Source organism: Mucilaginibacter auburnensis, from assembly GCF_002797815.1.
GTDB lineage: Bacteria > Bacteroidota > Bacteroidia > Sphingobacteriales > Sphingobacteriaceae > Mucilaginibacter > Mucilaginibacter auburnensis.
Genome location: NZ_PGFJ01000002.1, coordinates 1,404,500 through 1,424,301 on the forward strand (window position 1 = coordinate 1,404,500; position 19,802 = coordinate 1,424,301).

The 19,802-nt window shown below is 39.3% G+C and carries 12 protein-coding genes; 7 read left to right on the forward strand and 5 right to left on the reverse strand.

What is annotated here, in order from left to right; all coding sequences use genetic code 11:
- The first annotated feature begins 253 nt into the window (after positions 1-253).
- The 7 genes from CLV57_RS16995 to CLV57_RS18440 all read left to right on the forward strand — a co-directional run bounded on the left by CLV57_RS16995 (position 254) and on the right by CLV57_RS18440 (position 11,113).
- Complete coding sequence (locus tag CLV57_RS16995; protein WP_100342571.1) at positions 254-1,396, forward strand: hypothetical protein; 1,143 nt, start codon at positions 254-256, stop codon at positions 1,394-1,396.
- Between the two features lie 16 nt (positions 1,397-1,412).
- The gene (locus CLV57_RS17000; protein ID WP_100342572.1) at positions 1,413-1,892 is read left to right on the forward strand and encodes a T9SS type A sorting domain-containing protein; all 480 of its coding nucleotides are present in this window, start codon (positions 1,413-1,415) and stop codon (positions 1,890-1,892) included.
- Between the two features lie 13 nt (positions 1,893-1,905).
- Positions 1,906-8,277, forward strand: coding sequence for an RHS repeat-associated core domain-containing protein (locus tag CLV57_RS17005; RefSeq protein ID WP_100342573.1), 6,372 nt, complete (start codon positions 1,906-1,908; stop codon positions 8,275-8,277).
- A gap of 15 nt (positions 8,278-8,292) precedes the next feature.
- Positions 8,293-8,781, forward strand: coding sequence for an Imm26 family immunity protein (locus CLV57_RS17010; RefSeq protein ID WP_100342574.1), 489 nt, complete (start codon positions 8,293-8,295; stop codon positions 8,779-8,781).
- Between the two features lie 5 nt (positions 8,782-8,786).
- Entirely contained in the window at positions 8,787-9,248 is a 462-nt protein-coding gene (locus CLV57_RS17015; RefSeq protein ID WP_100342575.1) for a hypothetical protein, read from the forward strand.
- A gap of 102 nt (positions 9,249-9,350) precedes the next feature.
- Positions 9,351-10,670: an RHS repeat domain-containing protein gene (locus CLV57_RS17020; protein WP_100342576.1), complete on the forward strand. Its 1,320-nt coding sequence runs from the start codon at positions 9,351-9,353 to the stop codon at positions 10,668-10,670.
- 173 nt (positions 10,671-10,843) lie between these two features.
- The gene (locus CLV57_RS18440; protein ID WP_157799205.1) at positions 10,844-11,113 is read left to right on the forward strand and encodes a hypothetical protein; all 270 of its coding nucleotides are present in this window, start codon (positions 10,844-10,846) and stop codon (positions 11,111-11,113) included.
- 429 nt (positions 11,114-11,542) lie between these two features.
- Here the strand turns inward: CLV57_RS18440 and CLV57_RS17030 are convergent, their stop codons facing one another.
- From CLV57_RS17030 to CLV57_RS17055, 5 genes are all read right to left on the reverse strand, one after another.
- Entirely contained in the window at positions 11,543-14,491 is a 2,949-nt protein-coding gene (locus CLV57_RS17030) for an MBG domain-containing protein (protein ID WP_100342578.1), read from the reverse strand.
- Positions 14,492-15,581: 1,090 nt separating this feature from the next.
- Complete coding sequence (locus tag CLV57_RS17040) at positions 15,582-15,929, reverse strand: hypothetical protein (protein WP_157799206.1); 348 nt, start codon at positions 15,927-15,929, stop codon at positions 15,582-15,584.
- A gap of 84 nt (positions 15,930-16,013) precedes the next feature.
- Positions 16,014-16,646 (reverse strand): response regulator, encoded by a 633-nt coding sequence (locus CLV57_RS17045; protein WP_100342581.1) that lies wholly within the window; start codon positions 16,644-16,646, stop codon positions 16,014-16,016.
- Positions 16,643-18,199, reverse strand: coding sequence for a sensor histidine kinase (locus CLV57_RS17050; RefSeq protein WP_169927096.1), 1,557 nt, complete (start codon positions 18,197-18,199; stop codon positions 16,643-16,645). Before CLV57_RS17050 ends, CLV57_RS17045 begins: the two co-directional genes overlap by 4 nt.
- A gap of 426 nt (positions 18,200-18,625) precedes the next feature.
- Positions 18,626-19,675 (reverse strand): acyltransferase family protein, encoded by a 1,050-nt coding sequence (locus CLV57_RS17055; protein ID WP_100342583.1) that lies wholly within the window; start codon positions 19,673-19,675, stop codon positions 18,626-18,628.
- Positions 19,676-19,802 lie beyond the last annotated feature (127 nt).

The following is a 19,802-nucleotide window of genomic DNA, read 5'->3' on the forward strand; positions in this document are numbered from 1 at the left end:
GTCTAACCTCTCCCAAGTCGCATCACGTAACTGAGTCAAGTCTTGCTTGTCATTTACTTCAAAATATTTCAAAGTATCGGATAACCTGTCTATATTAGTGCACCTCTATTATTCAACCTTAACGTTATCACGATACGAGGGATTATAGCCCTCGTGGCTCTTAATTCTCATCTTGATAAACAGCATTCGCTTAGTGAGTATATACTTGCTTAGTATTGTTTTGCATTAATAAATTATATTTAGCATACTCGTAATGAAAAAGACCTGCCTCAGCATCTTCGCACTTTTAGCTGCATCACAATTCTCCTATGCTCAGTGGACTACTACAACTACTGCACCTCATACTAATAATACCAACAGCGGAAACGTAGGGATAAATATTGGAACGACAACACCTATAATGCCACTCACAGTTGGTGATGTTTCTGGCATTGTACAAAAATACAGCTCAACACCTTATTTTTTGATAAAGGGAGGTGTAGACACCTACTTGCAGACTGTGGGCTCGGCGGCGAATAACTGGTCACGGGCAGCGTTAAGTACTAATATTCACTGGAACAATACCGCTGGTAATTGGCGAGTTGATGGTGGAGCTTATTCTGATTTTAGTTCTATGAACTTTGAAAATACAGGCAATATCGCATTTTACTCCAGGTCGACAACCGGCACTTCGTACGATATTACACATGCCGACCTTTCAGCTTTTAAAAGGCTGAATATTGCTCCGGATGGTATCGTTAGCACGACAGGGCGCTTCGGTGTAGGAACCGCTTCCCCGATAAGTGCATTTCAGGTTGGCAACGGTGTTAGTTCGCTTTCTATTGGAAGTGCCGCTTATACCGCCTTAGATTATGGAACCAGTTATATCGGTTTTAATGCAGCAAGAAGTAATGGAAACTGGCAAGTTGGGGATGACGGATCCAACAACGGGGGCGGTGTAATTTATAGTAATGTATTTGGTGATATGTATTTTGCGCCTATAACAAGCACAGGAACAGGGGGGCAAACGCTAACAGATATGACCGTTAAGAGTAAAATCGCCTTTCATATTACACGTGATGGACTTGTCCGCGCTAAAAAAATCAAGGTTGAGCTGACTAATTGGCCTGACTTCGTATTCAGGCAAGATTACAAGCTCCCAACACTAAGCGAGGTTAAAGAATACATAGACAAAAACCAGCACTTGCCGGATATGCCATCCGCTGAAGAGATAGAGACTAATGGTCTCGATCTTGGTGAAATGAACAGATTGTTAGTTAAAAAAGTGGAGGAACTTACGCTGTATCTTATTGATAAAGACAGACAAGTGGAGATGCAAAATAAACAATTAAAGAATCAGGAAGACCGATTACAGAAGTTGGAAGATTTGTTGCTTAAAAAAGACAATAACAAATAATACTAACCCTTACCACATGAGATTCATAAAGCCTTTCTTTATAGCGCTTCTGTTTTGCTGCGCTTCCACGCAAGTTGATGCGCAAGAGTTGAAGTTTGATTATGATGCAGCCGGAAACCAGACAAAAAGGGAATGGATCTGCATTAATTGCACTCAGTTAACCACTACAGCCACTGCTGTAACCTCGAAGTCGGATTTTGTAGCAGAAAAACCAAAATCAAACAGCCCTATAAAAGACCCGGAACTGAAACTAATTGCTTACCCCAACCCGCTTACTGAAACGCTAAACATCAAATTTGATCCTTTAAAAAGATTCATCACTTCTATTGAAGTTTACTCAATGGTTGGAGTTAGCTTTTTTAAGAAAAGCTACAGATATGTAGAAGAAGAGTTTCATGAAATGATTCCATTCACACAAATGACACCCGGGATGTATGTTGTAAAAGTTAGCTTTTCAGACGGTAAACAGGAACTTTTAAAAGTTGTAAAACAGTAAGCGGATAATTTTTATGAACCTGAAAAAACTTATCACAACAATATTTTTTAGCATATTGTGTTTAACCTCAGTTGCTTATTCGCAAGTGATACCTGATTCCTTAAAAAAGGATACAACTAAAACCGTAAACTTTGCTGATACTATTAAATATATAAAACCAGATCCAAACAACCGTAAAAAACCCATTGTTACGGTAACATCGGGCAAAAGCACAGCTTCATCAATAAAGGGTGCTGCTTCATCCGATATTAGTGATCTGCCCTTATCTAATACTTCCTCTTTATCCTCGGCAACCATTGATCCCGGGCGTACAGTTACCGCTATAGATGTCTCATCAAGCGGAGCATCAACTTATACCGTACCTATAGCTGTACCGCCAGGTATTAGCGGTGTTGTGCCCAAAATCGCTTTGGTTTATAATAGTCAGGGTGGCGACGGGCTGGCAGGCTACGGCTGGAACATCAGTGGTCTATCCACTATTACACGAATACCGGCAACCCGTTTTCATGATGATAGAATAGGTGTTGTAAAAGGCGATATGGACGACAGATTTGCGCTTGACGGGCAACGCCTGCTTTTAAAAAGTGGCACATACGGCGCTGATGGTGCAGAGTATCAAACAGAAAACTACTCAAACACAAAAATTGTATCACATGGCTCGTTAGGTACAGGGTTGGGTCCACAGTATTTTGACGTTTATTATGCAGATGGCTCGCATGCGGTGTATGGGCAGAACGCAGATTCGCGTACAAAAAACACTTATTCCATAAACTATATGGATAACCCGCAAAATGTACGTATTAGTTATACCTATACAAAAAGTAACGAGGTTAGTGTTATTGACCAAATTGCATATGGTGCACTAAATTCGGGCACAGCTATCAATCAGATCAATTTCACCTACGATGTTCGGCAGCGCACCGGGCAACTGTATATAGGAGGAACAGAAATTCGTTTGACTAAAATACTGAAGCAGATAGATGTTGTGGGTAACGGAGTTGGGTACCGCACATATGCCTTAACTCATAATACCATAATCGGGTTTAACTATGAGCAAATAGCAACCATACAGGAAATAAGTGGGGATGGCACCAAAAGCTTTGAACCTATTTATTTTTATTACGGTGATAACCACCCTTATTTTAATGTAACAACATCAACAGACCCGTATTTATCTGGAATTAGCGGATTAAAATCCAATGTGTTAACGGGGGATTTTAACGGCAATGGTAAAATGGATATAGTTGTGTATCCAACTGGTAAAAATAAGTTTTGGATAAAGTGGGACCCCGGTAAAATTACGAGCGACGCATTTACTGATGCTGTTGATACATCATTTTTCTTTGCATTTGCATCAACGTATTTAAAAGCAGACAATAAGGTAGCTATAGGGCAGGGGTTATTATTAGTTCAAGAGCCGTCTGATGGCGTAATCGTTTTTAAGACATATTCAGAGGGTGCATATTCCGTGGTACAGAAGGAATATCAACGAATATGGAATGCTCCTGTTAAAGCTTGTGCTCCTGGTACTAACCCAAGTTTACAAATTCCAAGAAGATACTGTTCAGGTGATTTTAATGGAGATGGCCTTACTGATGTTATTGCGTTCAGCCTGCCATATTCAAATAACGGGTGTACGTCTGATACCACAGCGAGAATTCATTTTATTAATCTGGACAGGCGACTCTCTTCAAATTTTGTAACTGCTTCGGGCTCCTTAATAAGGACAATTGGCTCAAATGATAAAATATATACTGGAGATTTTAACGGGGATGACAAAACAGATTTATTACATATCACTCCCGAAAGAATGTATGTATACAATTTAAACGAAGCTAATGAACTGGTTTTATTGTGGGCATTTACCAGTCCAACTACACCAACAGCTTTTCCACCTCTGTTTGGTGATTTTAACGGCGATGGGAAAACAGATATAATGTTCCCAACTGCAAATAATAATATTTTTACGTTGTTTATTTCTACAGGTAAGGGTTTTATTAAACAAGATAAAACATATCCTTTTAGCTCCGCTAACGCACTTATACCTAACGACGCTAATAACGATGGCAAAACTGATATTATAAGTTATACAACAACAACCAACAATGCGCATTGGGGCAATGCAAATGTTAAAGTATATAATAACATAGGCCCGGGTGAATTTGGGCTGGGTTCAGAAGTGAGTATGAACACGCACCTGGATAACTTTCCTATCCCTCTCTTTTTAAATAATGAACAGCCAAATTATGAGCTTGAATTTGGTTTACTAAGCGATAACACGATAACTCAATTTAGCAATCTTCAGGACATGAAGAGTATAAGAGGGTTAAAAACCGTGGCTCAGGCTGGTGTGATACATAGGCTTGAATACAAAGCTGCTGTACCAGACGACGGTTATCCGGTGCCAATTTACATAGGAGACGAAAAACATGTTTATCCTTATGTAAATATGAAGTATGCCCCCGGAATAAAGGTAGTAAGTAAACTCAGACGTATTTTTACCGGTACTGCTCCGTCGGATGTGATGCAGATATTTAACTATAAATCTGCAGTGCGCAATATGGCTGGCTTGGGTTACCTGGGCTTTACCGAAACTGTTAGAAGCAACTGGATAAAAAATGATGATAGTAATGATCAGCGCAAGATATTTACAACTAATGTTACTGATCCGTTACTGCGTGGAGCCATTGTGCGTTCGTTTACTTCAAAGTCGCCTTTTATTTCAGACAATATTAAAAACGCTCAGGGTACCACGCCCGATATTGTATTAGCTACAGCAGTTAATACAACTCAAACGGTAGTAGCCGCACAATCTATTACCATGCAACCTGGCTTTAGCGTAGATGCCGCCAATGGCATTTTTATTGCCCAACTGGATGACCCTGCGAATGGCATGAATGACGGCGCTGCGATATATGATTACATTACACGCACCGACTACACCTACAATACCCAACTACTATCCAGCAAAGTTTTTATTAATAAGCCAACAGCGGTAATTGTGAAAGACCTGCTGAATAAAACTAATACTTTAACCAGCTATGGCTATGATAGTTATTATAATGTTAACCATTATACCAGCAATTTTTCGGGCCATGGCACTAAAACCGTTGATTATGTATTCAATAATAACCCAACATCCTGGTACTTTGGGCGGGTAAACAACAAAAAAGAAACTTCAACCATTGGTGGCGATAGCTTCAGTACCGAAGAACAATATAGTTATACCGGAGCCTTTGTTACACAAATAAAGCGCAAAGGCAACGGCACCAACTTTATAACCGAAGATTATGAACCTGATGCCTTCGGCAACGTAAAGAAGAAAACAGTTACTACAAGTGATGGTTCGCGCGTAATAAAAACGGATTATGATGCCAGCGGCAGGTTTGTTGTCAAACTAACCGGGGTAGACGGACTGGAAACCAATATGACATATAACAGTAGTAACGGTACCATGAGCAGTTTAACCAATAGTTATGGACAAACTACCAATTATGATTATGACGTTTGGGGAAGAGTGACGGAAACCAGGGATTACCTGAACAATAAAACCAATATCGGTTATGGTGGCGTCAATACCGGAAGTATATCTGTGTTTAAAACAAATGATGAAGGGCAATCCAATACTACCGTTATAAACGCGTTAGGGCAAACTACTTCTATTGCTAATGCAGATGTGTTAGGGCAGTATGTATCTATGGCATATGGGTATGATATTTATGGTGGTCAAATTAGCCGTAGCGAACCAGGTATTGGTAGCTATGGTCAGGTAAACACCACTGAATATGATAATTATGGCCGTGTAATAAGCATGAGTTCATTTACCGGCAAAACCACCAGCATTAGTTACAACGGATTACAAACCACCGTTAATGATGGTACCAAAACCGTAGTTACTACCAGGGATGCTATGGGCAATATAAAAAGCGTACAAGACCCGGGGGGCACCATTAATTATGCCTATTTTGGTAACGGCGGTTTAAAATCAACAGATTATGGAGGTTCGGCACAGGCAATTGAGCAGGATGGCTGGGGACGAAAAACCAAACTTACCGATCCATCAGCAGGTGTATACACATACACCTATAATGAGTTTGGTGAACCGCTTAGCCAAACCACTCCTAAGGGGGTTACCAATTATACGTATTTACCTGATGGAAGGCTAAACACCAGAGATATTGTAAGCGATAATACCAATATGCATTATGTATACGGCTACAATAGCGCTACAAAATTATTGGAGACGATAAATTTAGACGACAATATTTATCATAACGATATTGACTATACTTACGGCTATGATGTTAACAAACGCCTGATAAGCGTGGTAGAAGAAAACCCGCAGGCCAGATTTGCTAAAACCTTAACTTATAACAGTCTGGACCAGGTGGCTAATGAGACCAACGAGGCAAAAAACAAGGCCAACAACATTACCGTAAGCAAAACGTTAACTTACATTTATAGCCATGGCGAAGTGAAAGAAATTACCAACGCGGGTAACAGCATATGGAAGGTAACCGCTCAGGATGCCCGGGGCCATGTAACTACCGCGCTGTTAGGTACAGCACTTAAGCAAACCAATACTTATGATAGTTTTGGATCGCCCACCGAATTTAGAACAGACAACGTAACCGGTATTCCGGTAGAGCTGATGAAACTTGGCTTTAGTTTTGACGCGGTAACGGCTAACCTAACCAGCCGTACCAACAGCGCCTTTAACCCGACACCCGGCAACCCGTGGACCGAAAGTTTTACCTATGATAACCAGGACAGGTTGACCGGTTTTAATGAAAACAGCGCTACTGTTAGCAACACCCAAAGCTATGATGCGCGTGGGCGCATAACCATAAACAGCCAGTTGGGTAATTATACCTATACGGGCAACTCGTATCAGCAAGCCGGATTAACCAATTTGAGCAATTTTGCCATCAATAATTATCAAAACCGGCAATTGCAGCAAGTTACTTATAACGCGTTTAAAGCGCCGGTAACTATTAATGAGGACGGTAAAGAACGTATTGACTTTGAATACAATGGTGCCGGGCAGCGCTCACACATGTATTATGGTAGCACCAACACCACCAAAACAGCAAGGCCTTTTGTGCGCCATTACAGCGAGGATGGCAGTATGGAAATTACCGAAGATAAAGTAACAGGTAAAACCGGCTTTGTATTTTATTTGGGTGGCGATGCCTATACAGCTCCCGCCATATGGAAATATGAGCAAACAGGAGGCACTGTTAACACCAATGGTTTATACTATTTACTGCGCGATTATTTAGGCAGCATTATAATGATAACCGATGCCAATGGCGCGGTGCAGGAAAAACGCCATTTTGATGCCTGGGGCAATATTGTAAAAATGGAAAACGGTGCAGGTGTGCCGCTAAATGCACTACAAATAACAGACCGTGGTTATACCGGGCATGAGCATTTACAGGGTGTTGGTTTAATAAACATGAACGCAAGGTTATATGACCCTTTATTACATCGCTTTTTAGCACCCGATGATGTGATGCAGGACCCATTTAATACGCAAAATTATAACCGTTATGCGTATGTACTAAATAACCCTTTAAAGTATACAGACCCAACCGGTAATTACAAAGAAGAGACGGAAGCAGAAAGAAAGGCGAGAGAACAACGTGAAAAGGAAGATGCGGAGCTTTTAGATCAATTAAGGCGAGAAGGGCAAGCCATTTTAGATCAGGTGAATATTTTCTCCGAGCCTTCAAATGATTGGGGAGGCGGCGGTGGTGGCGGCAGTAGCTGGGACTTTGGTGGCGCTGATAATAACTCGTCGGCCAATGCTATAAGCGATCAGGGTGGGAATCAAATAGGTAGTTGTTGTAATACGGCGTTGGCGGGGGTAGTAATACCATTAGGTGGGGTTGGCACCGGCACTGGTATTGGCACTGGTTTGGCAGAACTAGTGCCCCCGGTTGCTTTGGCAATAGCCACGGCTGTAGCAATCGATTTGGCTGAAACAGCAGCGACCGACAGAAAATTTATAACATATATAAAACGCGGACCAAACGGCAAGGTTTATGTAGGCAGAACAAGTGGAACAGGTAGAGTAGAAGATATTTTAAGACGCAGAGATGCAACCCATCATATGAAAGGCTATGGTCCTGCTGTCGAAGATCGCGTATCAGCAGGTGTAAAAATTAGTGCAATTCCGGGATTTGGCTTTACAACATCCTCTGCTGCATATGCTACAATACGTGGGCGGGAACAACAGTTAATCGATTTTTACGGTGGTATCGGAAATCCCATGCTTGGAAATTCAATAAGAGGTGTTTCCAAAATAAATCCCGCAGGGAGAATTTTTCATAATTTATCAAGCTCGATCTTTGGCGAAATCGCGGATTATACAGGCTACTAATTAGGTATAATACAAATGAAAAAAAAGCAAAAGGAAATACCTGGAGGTATAGTTAAAATTCAGTTTGATACACTATTTCACACATACGGTAGAATATTGAACTATGGCGACGTGGCACTTTATGATAAAAAAGCAGATAAAGATATAAATGATCTTGAAGAGATTATAAGGAGCCCCATTATATATAAAATGATAGTAAATATTGGCGCCATAGAACGCGGAAGATGGCCAATAATTGGAATAATACCATTGGAGAAAGAATTACAGAACAGTAAATACTACTTGGAAGAAATCGGCCATCCTGATTTATGCAAAATAAAAACTAATGGTAATACGATTTACAATAGGCCTAAAGAAGAAGCTGCGGGATTAGAAGTAGGCGCAATTTGGGATGCATTACATGTTGAAGAGTTTTTAAGGGATCATTATGCTGGCAGGGAAAACATTAGTTTAAAGCAAATTGACGTTTTTGGAAACTACAAATTTAATACGAAAAGTTATTAAGATTTATGGCAAGAAAACTCAATGAGATCCAACAAAAGGAACTTTCGTTTATAAAGGATTGGTGCCTCACTATCATACACTTTTTGCTGGAGAAATATGGCCTTGATGTAGTGTTGAAAATGTTTGAAGAAGTTGTAGTCAAATCCTACAATGAGCAGAATTTACGAGGCTCAAGATATCTTATAAAAGATATTAATGAATTTGCCAAAGAGTTACCTGAAAATGACCTCAACGAACTCAACTTATTGTTAAATAAAACTTTTGGAAAGGACTTATTAAAAGACGATGATAAGATCGCAAAAAAAATTATCCAAATATTAAAAAAAGGAAAAATTACTACCGAGGCTCAATTCAGGCTTGTTCTAGGCAGGGTTGAGCAGATATACCAAAACCCTGATAGTTTGGAAGAGGTAGAGCGATTAAATAAGTTACTATCGGAGTTTGAAACAGCAAGAAATAAATTGTAGAGATACCCCGCTCCCGCCATATGGAAATATGAGCAAACAGGAGGCATAGTTAACACCAATGGATTATTCTATTTGCTGCGCGATTATTTAGGCAGCATTATAATGATAACCGATGCCAATGGCGCGGTGCAGGAAAAACGCCATTTTGATGCGTGGGGTAACATTGTAAAATTAGAAAACGGTGCAGGTACAACATTAAATGCACTGGGAATAACAGACCGCGGTTATACCGGGCACGAGCATTTACAGGGTGTAGGCTTAATAAACATGAACGCGAGGTTATACGACCCCTTGTTACACCGTTTCTTAGCGCCAGATAATTTTGTTCAGGACCCTGGTAATACACAAAATTTTAATCGCTATGCTTATGTAATGAACAATCCGCTAAAGTTTACTGACAAAAGCGGTGAATTCTGGGAATTTATTATACTGGGCCTTTATACAAATGCGCTTAGTAATCATGCCGCTGGAAAGAGTTTTTTTGATGGTTGGCTAAAAGCAGTGGTGCTTAGTGCGGCACAAAGCGGTGTAGCAAATTTGATTGGTAATGCAGCTGTGAGCTGGCATCTAAGTGGTTTAGGTGGAGCTGCATTTCAGGCGGTGGCGCATGGAACAGCGGGGGGGCTAATGTCTGTTGCTAATGGCGGTAATTTCGGTCCAGGATTTTTATCAGGATTCACAAGTTCTATTGTCGGTTCTGCACTTAAAGGTCCGCTTAGTAATTTAAAAGGTGGTTGGGGAACAGCTGGAATGTATGGTAGTGGGATGTTATCTGGAGGATTAAGTTCTAAATTAGCAGGCGGAAATTTTTGGGATGGTGTGCGAAATGGGGCTATTATAACAGGATTGAATCATATGGCGCATGCAATACAAAAAGTGATAATCAATTTAAAAGGGAGACTAGAATTAAATAGGTTAGCTGCTCAATTTGACGTCAAAGGTATTAAAGCTGGTGGGCTTCAAGTTATTCAAGTATATAGGGGAACGGGTGGAGTAAATGGCAACATGTCTTTCGTGGACGGAGGTATTAACTCTCCATATGCCTCTTCTGCTCAAAATGGAGCACCTGCTCAAGAAGGCAATCCCTACTATCTAAATCCAAGGGAAGTTTCTGAAGACGTTAGTTGGTCTGGAACGGAGGGCAGTCTTGGTGTGACCGACAGACAAAATGGAGCATTTTATAACGAGAAAAGTGTTTTTGATGTTATACTTGTTGCAACTAATTATAACGGAACTGGCGTTGATCGACTATTAGGGGGATTTACTTGGGGGTACGATTTATATCGATTACAAATTAACGGGGGCAATTTTGTGCAAGGAGCTAGCTATTTATTCAGTGACTCTGATTTTAGAAGAAACATTTCCGCCGAAGCTTTAAAAATTATTAATAAAGATTATCCAAAATATAAATTTTCTAGATAACTTAGATTATGTACTACGTCAAGCTGCTGCTTTTAATAAACATCATTTTATTTTCATTTAATAAAGTAGATGCTCAGGATTCAATTAGATTGATAGGTAAAAATGGAAAAAAAATCGGCATACCAATAACGAGGGAAGAGTTTGACAAAAAGATATCTAATTATATTAACCTAATGAGCGAATGGAGGAAATTTGATCCTATTGAGTATGTTGAGATGGTGAGGCTTTACAATACAATTGGTAATTCGGACCTGATTAGCATAGATTACTATAGAATGTACTACCATATTTTTATGGTTATGTATGTTAAAGATGTTGGCAAATCGCTTGACGCAAAATTGATGAAAGGAATGTCGATGTATTCAAAAAAATATAACATTTGGATTGGCGATAGGCCGTTTGGGAATAGTAACAGTTCTTATGATATAGATAATATCGACTAATGAAAAAGCCCTAAGCTGGCGCACGCGTGCCGCGTGTGCCATTATAAGCCAAATTTGAAAAAAATACTCAAAGCCTGGTTTAACCGCCAGGCTTTTTTACTTAGTGTATTAAAGCCTCTCTCATTTGGTGTACCAAAAAACAGTTCAAAAATTTAAAATACAACATGTTGATCTTTAATTTTTTGCGCGCGATTCAAAGCTGAATTTCCTGACGTAAAAGTTGTACCATTTGCAAAATGAATAAAAATTAATGGTTTGATAGTCAGTTAGCAGGTGCCCCAATTGGTATAAAGTTATTTTCTATGTCGTATATTTAGGTGGCCCACCTTAGTGTGGTTGTGGATGTAAAGATGATATTTCCTGTTGCACCATTATAAATTGTTTGAACGGCTTATGTAATTTTAAGCGAAATTATACCCTATCAAAGTATTACCTAACAATTGTTACCGAGCCTGATAACGGCCTTTGCTCGCCGGCAGGATAAATAATATAGTAATAAGCCCCAACAGGCTGTTGTGTAATACCATAACTGCCATCCCACGGCTTTGCGTAACCCGTTGACTGGAACACCAGTTGCCCTGAGCGGGAATAAATTTTAACTGTACACTTAGGATATGCTACCAATGCCGGAATTTCCCAGGTATCATTTATACCGTCGCCATTTGGAGTAAAAGCATTTGGAGGAACAATAGAAAGCGGAGCAGGAATGACGGTGAGCAACGCATCTACATAAGTAATGGTATAATTTGGTGCAACCGCGCCTGTAACATTTATTGGATAACTGCCAACTGGAGATGTTGTTGTCGCCATTGTGGTTATTGTTGGTTTAACATTTAGCACAGTTTCGTTTTCGTTATTTACAAAACCGCTATAAGTGAAGGTTAATGTCGGGTTAAGGGCATTTTGAATTTTCTGGTTATCATCTGCTGCTATAGTTAGCGGAGCAGGTAACACCGTTAAAGTGCCATCTACCCAATTGATACTATAATTACCGGCGGCAAAACCATTACCCCCGGAATTTACCGTTGTCGGAGTAATTTGATAAGGTCCAATACCGGAATTTCCGGAAGCCCCGGCGCCATAATTGATCATTACCGTATTGAGCGTATTACCGTTCTTCAAAATACCGGAGGTGATTTTGAATGCCGCTGAACTGGTGTTGTTGGACAAGACCTCGCCATACTGTTTAACTCTGTCGTCCGCAGCTATGGTTAGCGGAGCCGGAGTTATAGTGATGTTGGGCATAGCTACGTTAACATTTGCCGCACCCTGGCTACTTAACGCAATATTACCCGAGTAGGTGCCTGTAGCAGCACCCGGCTTTAACCTGAAGTACACAGGGGTGACAGGAATGTTGCTTCCGGTACCTAACAATGTGGTTTCGGTAAAATTAATATCATCCAAACTAATCTCGAAACCAGCAGGGGCAGCAACAGTTATTCTGTCTAACAAATTTAAGCCAGACACGGTAAATGACCGTGAAGATAATGTATTGCCAAATTCTATAGTGGCAGTTACAGGTAAAGTACTGTTAGCTGTTATAACCGGCGCGGGGTTAACAGTAATATTAAAAGTAGTTGCTACACCACTACAGTTACCTGAAGAAGGGGTTACGGTAACGGTTGCCGTAAGAGGAGCTTGAGTTGTATTAACCGCCGTGAAGCTGCTGATGGGGCCGTTGCCATTCGCGGCCAAACCAATACCCGGTGTGTTGTTTACCCAACTGTAAACACTTGCTGTACCTGAAAAATTAATAGCAGTGGTTCTGCCGCCAGCCGATAGGGTTTGATTGCTTACTATGTTCACTGAAGGTTGTGGGTTAATAGCGGCGCTTACGGTTGCCTGTTGAGCAACAGCCCCAGTTGACGTACAAACCACGTTTCCTGTTAAATTTCCTGAAACTGCGGTGGACGACGATCTGACAAAGACAGTGGTTGGACTAACTGAACCCGATGTGGCAGGTAAAATGAGGGTATTGCCGAAGCCACTACCCGAATTTAGAGAAATTTCGAAACTGGCTGGGGCCACTATGTTGATGTCAGAATTTAAGCCGTTACCTGACACCTGGAACTGTTGAATATCCGAACTGGACGACGGAGAGCCAGCACAAGCAGTAATATGTCCTGTAACAGCACTTAACTGTATATTAGGCGACGGATCTACACGTATGGTAAATTTGACTGTGGGCATATTACATGGCGGTCCTGGTGCTATGAAGTTGCCAAACGAAGTTGGACCGTTGCCAAAAGGAGATATGATGCCACCACTTCCAAAATTGGCAGCAGTATATGATAGTCGGTTATTTATTTTATCGGTGTAATAAAAAGCTGAATAATCAGGCGTGAATGCCATGCCTTGCGCACCAGGCGAAGGTGTACCAATAACATAGTTAGTTATGGGGTCAACAATGTTCATGAATCCCGAAATTCCAACCATAGCGATTCGGCTGGTTAAAGGGTTAATGACTATTGACACCGGATTATTACTAACCGTTATTTCTTTTGTTATCAGGTTGGAGAGCGCGTTAATAATTGTTAATTTATTGGCTCCGGTCATGGCTACGTACACCGTATTACCGTCAGCACTGGTCACCAGGCCAGCAGGATTAGCGCCGATATTAATCGTGGATATTACGTTGCCTGTTACAGTGTTGATAACTGACACCGAATTTCCTTTATTGTTGGTTACATAAGCGCGGGTACCGTTTGGGTTGAATATTACGCCATAAGGATCTTGCCCTACGCTGATGTTGGCGATAACTGTTTTTGCGCTGACATCAATTACCGAAATTGAATTAGCATTACCACATGCTACATACAGGTAATTACCATCTGGGCTGGCAGCAATGCCCTGAGGTTTTGAAGCTACAAGGACAGTAGATACGGCTGTATTTGTATATACATCAATAAATGTAACGCTTGCATCATCTTTATTTGTGATATATACTGTTCTTCCGTTTGGGCTAACAGCAGCGCCAAACGGGTTCCGGCCAACGGGTATAGTAGCGACTATGGTCTTGGTAGCCGTATTAAAAACAGAAACATCATTTGAACCGGAATTGGCAACATATGCTAATGGAGCTGATACAGGCGTAGCAGTGATAGTTGCTGTAACAGATGACGTACCGGTATTGATAGCGCGGAAAGAAGCTATGTCACCTGTTCCATTTGCGGGAAGGCCAATCCCAGAGTTACTATTGGTCCAGGTATAGCCACAAGATCCTGACGGGTAAACTATGGGTTGAGTAAAACTACCATTTGAAACTACTTGATTTGATTGTGCCTTAACTTGAAAGATTAAGGCGAACGAAAACTGAATAATTACAGTTAACAGCGAACCAATACTTATGTAAACAGGCCGATTAGGAATTAGAAACAAAGTTTAGTTTGGATTATTTAATCAGGACGAAAATACTTAAATAAGCTAAGACTAAAAAATTGTAGTAATATTTTGAAAAGTTACATGAAGAGCTTTTGTCTAATCATAGCGCTAATTACTGCTCTTACCTTATAAGGCTGCTGTGTTGAGGCGCAGACACATTCAATACCATAATCAATGAATTGGAAATAAAATTACTTTCCAGAAAAATCATATTTCTTCTAAGTTCCTATATAAAGAAGAAAAGACAAAGTTTTCTGGAAATTGTAAATCAATAATATCCGCACCAAACTACCACGTTCACGCTTCTAATACTTAAATGATGATTTTGTAAAGTATAAAACGCCAAATAAGTCTTTATGCAGCAATTGAGACTTAAAACGCGCTTTTTGCACATTTAAGCGCTAAAACCATTCATTTGCAACATTGAGCGCTATTAACATAGTTGCACTACTCTAAAAGTGGCTATTCAATCTATATATAGCGACAGTGCTTATAGTTCATACTTCCAGGAAATCATTAAATCTTGTAACTTCCTATATAAGAAGAGAAAAACAATATTTATTGGAAAATAGTAAGTGGTGCTATTAATTGGGAATAGAAATCATTAATCATTTAAGCAAAGTTAAGACTTCGGCTGCTGAAGCGCATGAAAGACTACGGCATAAACACAGCCTCACGCACAACCTTTCATTTATTCCGTTTCCTTTCTTGCTTTGTTGCCTCAAACCTGGGTTTCGCTAAATAATTAACTGTTTTACTTAAATCTTAAGATTATGATAGATACTTCTTAACACACGTCACCATTACAAGCCGAAAGGCGTATATTAGTCGTTAATAAAGTTATTAATAGAGTGCCGGTACAATGTACGGTACACAGATATAAGAAAGCATCAAAAATGATTGAAACAGAGATTTTTGACTCTTCGGGCGGAGTCCTGCTCCCGCTACCCAGTAAAGCCTCTGATGAAAATCAGGGGCTTTTTTTGTTAAAAAAGCGTATCCCAACTAATGCTATTAAACAAAAAAACCGCAGCATCATATTCAATGCTACGGTTTTATACTTAAACAATAAGTAAATAAGCAATGTCTACTTTAATCTACGGGCGTGATTAAAATTCTTATATTCAGGGCCTTTTAATTTTTGCTGTTCACTACCAACCGTGCTCACCAACGCTTGTTCTACATTTGAAACTTGCCTTGCAGGCTGGCGGTTTTTATACTCAGGCCCTTGCAGTGTTTCTGCTGTAGCGGCCGACTGTATTACTGTTGGCTCAAGTTTGTGCATCCAAACCTTGTAGTTTTTATATTCTGGACCTTTCAGATCACTTTGTTTCACCGGGCTTTTATCTTGTGCCACCGCACTTGTTGAAACGATAAACAACCCTAATATTACTATCGCTGCTTTCATAACTGTATCGTTTTGTTGTTTAAACAAATTTACAGTGGAGGCAAGCGCTTTAGAATTATAGGAATCTACGCTATTTATATCCGTATTTACACGGATAAGGAGGATGATAATTTATATCAGATTTATTTCAGTAGCTTTTTTAATAAGCTCTGCTGTGTTTTTTACCTCAAGTTTTTTAAGGATGCTGTTGCGGTGGGTTTCTATTGTTCGGGTACTAACAAATAATTTAGCAGCTATTTCTTTTGTAGTAAATCCCTTAGATATCAGCCCCAACACCTCGGTCTCTTTGTTTGATAAAACACCATCGCTTACGCTTTGCGCAGACATAAAATTGATCATTTTCTCAGAAATTTCTGCGCTAAAATATTTCTTCCCCTTTTGCACAGTTCTGATTGCGAAGATCAATTCAGATTCATCAGTATTCTTTAATAAATATCCGTATGCACCCATTTTGGCGCATTTTGCAATGTAATTACCAGCGCTATGCATAGATATTACAATGGGTTTTATTTTAGCTTCTAAGTTTTTTAATTCTTTCAAAACCTCAAAACCGTCCATTTTAGGCATAGTAAGATCAAGCAAAACTATATCTGCATCAAACCCCTCTTTTATTAAATTGAAAAGCTCAAAGCCATCAGCAACGCTTTTAACAATTTTAATGTCTTCATGCTTTTTGAGTAACTCAACAAGCCCATTTCTAAAAAGATCGTGGTCGTCAGCAATTATTAATCTTATCTCATTCATAGCTCAATAGGTAGTTCAATTTCGAAAGTGGTATTTCCAGGTAAAGCGTTGATAGTTACTTCACCATTACAAATATCTACACGTTCTTTAATGTTAGTGATGCCAGACCCCAGTTTTACTGTATTAATATCAAAACCAATACCATCATCAAAATAAAAAAGTGAAATAAACTCGTCAAATTCTGAAAGTGTGATACGTATGTTTTTCGCTTTGGAATGTTTTATTGAGTTATTAAGCAACTCCTGGCAAATTCTAAAAAGATTGATTGCCTGATGGTTGGTGATATTTGAATTTTCCTGCCTGGTAAGATCCTCGTATTCAATACTTATACTGGTTGATCTGTTCAAATTTTCAATATAGTTGGTTAATGTTACGCCAATCCCAAAATCGTCTATTGAAGCAGGCATTAACGCGTTTGACATCGATCTGATCTCAGAAATGGTTTCGTCTACTATTCTTTTCATTTCGGTTTTCTCCAACGCATTCTCAACGTTGTTTTCAATGTAGTACTTCAAAGAAATTAAATATGGGCCAACCCCGTCATGAAGTTCTCTTGACAGTCGGCGCCTTTCGTTTTCTAAACCATTTACCAGTAACCTATTGGATATTGTTCTGCTATTATCTTCCTGATGTTTAAAATCAATCAGCTTATCTCTCATTGTCAGCAGGCTTTTCCCAAGAACATCATTAGCACTATTGGGTTGATAATTAGTGGTCAGATCCATATTGCCAATGGCCTCAGAAAACTTCACAGCGCCTTGTAAAGAAGCTTTCAGTTGAGAGAGCGCATCAAACATTTCCTTTATTTCACTTGAACTTCTTTTATACTCAATAGTCTGATGGTAGTCGCCTTTTGCCATTATTCTCAGGCTATTACGCATATTTTTTATTGGATCTATAATGATGCGTGTAAGGAAAAGAGAAAGGGTTACAGCAACTAAGAAAATAACAAAAGTTAGTGTAGTTAGCCTTCTCTTCAATTCATCTAAGGGTTTGGTAACTTCACTTACATCAATCTCGGAGAGAATGACCAGCTTTAAATTTGAAATTTTTATCAGGCTGTGTACGCTATAAACAGGAATGCCTCTGTAATCATCTAAAATGCCTCTTCCGTTTACACCTTTCAGAGCGCTAATAACGCCCTTCGTTTTTACGGTAATATCATAAGGTTTTTTATGAGGAAAGAAGCGGGATTCTGAACGCATTCTAAAATCCTGACCAACAAGATAAGTCTCTCCGCTCTTGCCCATACCAGTTCGCTCCAACAGGATGTTTTGTATATCGCTGTAATCTATTACTTCAATTTTCCTACCTTTTTCGGTATTTAAAATAAACCCTATTGTTGCTTTTTTATCTTTATGATAAGACGTAAGATCGTGAATGCCATCAATTGCTTTCACGCTATCGGGAAGCCGAAAAACGTTGCTGTCTATATCCGAGTTATCTATTTGAGTCGACGCAAAGCTATTCCATTTCGTTTTTATCAGCTTTTCTATTTGAATACTTTCAAGGGTTTCGATGGAATTCAATTGCATCAAGATCCTATCGTTCAAAACATTTGAAAACTGCTTATAAAACAAAAAAGATAAGAGCGCTATCACAAGCACAATTAAACTATTGATTATAAGCAGTATAAGTGTTTTTATGCTCATTAAAATTTCCGTTACAATGTACCAAGCCTTAATTGACTGATTAACAATCAAAGCATCATTTACAAAGTAATAAATTTTAGATTAAAGGCTACATTTTACCGTCCTAAAGCAATTATAGCTAATCTATAACCCTTTTATCGCTGATAACTATTTTAGTTACTCTAAGCTACGTAAGGCACTTATACATCCCACATCGGCATTTTTGTTTTACATATCCAGACAAGGCAAACAGCGTTTATTTCATAATAAGGAAAGAATAGATTGTTGTTCTATCAATGTCAGAAAGACGGAGTGATAGAGATGATAGATACCTTAATGCCCAAAAACTCAATCGGGCACGCGCCGTATACTTCGTTTCTTGAACTTTAAAATTGGGTGTTCAACAGCTATCCACGACAAGTATCCTAACACATAAGCACCAGCAAAAACAATCATAACACCAGTAATAGTCATAAATTTTAAATGAACTAAAACGCCAATGATCAAGCCATGATAAATGTAAACGCCGTAAGAGATATCATTTCCGCGCAACACCTTGGCAGACAGTTTAGGCATGCTGTATGCTAACGAAATGGTACACACACCCAACAGAATTTTACTTAATACATCTTTAAGCACACTCCCGGGAAAAATGTAGCAAAAGGCTAAATAAATAGCTGCCCAATACAGTCCTTTGTTGTAGATAAGATTAGATTGATAAACTTTTGCCCGCTGCAAAACATTACCTACAAAAAACAAAAACACGTGAGGTACAAAGCTGTAACGTAACAGTTTTTGTGTTCGGGTTTCTAAACTGAAATCTGTTACGGTATAATATCTGGCTACTAAATAAGCAATTATTGTAAATACAATAGCCAGTACAATAACAGCCACCGTTTTTTTCTTTTCAGAACTTGTTACCTTATTAATTGCCCAGTAAGCAGCAGGCAACACTAGGTAAAACTGTAATTCTATAGGTATGGTCCATAAACTTCCGTTATATGACCCAAAGCCGAAGTTCTCTAAAAATGACGGCGTATAAATCAGCCCAACACACTGCGCAATAAACCAGGGTATAGTTTGGCTGTTGATGAAACTAATTTTAGCTGCTACAGAAATAACCACAATGGTAACAAGCAGACATACCCATAAAGCCGGAAAAATTCTGTACGCACGATTAGAAAAATATATCTTCAAATCGCTATTACGCTCATATGCTGCAGAGATAAGGAAACCACTTATCACAAAAAACATGGGTACACCGCTAAAATTTGATAATATATCCAGCCACAACGGCAATTTGATACCAAAATGTGATAGAGAATGGATAAATAGAACCTCAGTAGCAGCGAATATCCTTAGAAGATCAAAATTATTTACCTTAAATTCTCCGTTCATGATAAGATTAATTGAATATTAGCATAATAAATGTCGGCCCGTGAATATACAACAACTTTTATAAAACCGAGGTTAATTATTACCATCTACGCACAGCAAAAGCCTGAAAAAGGCATCCATTTTTGCA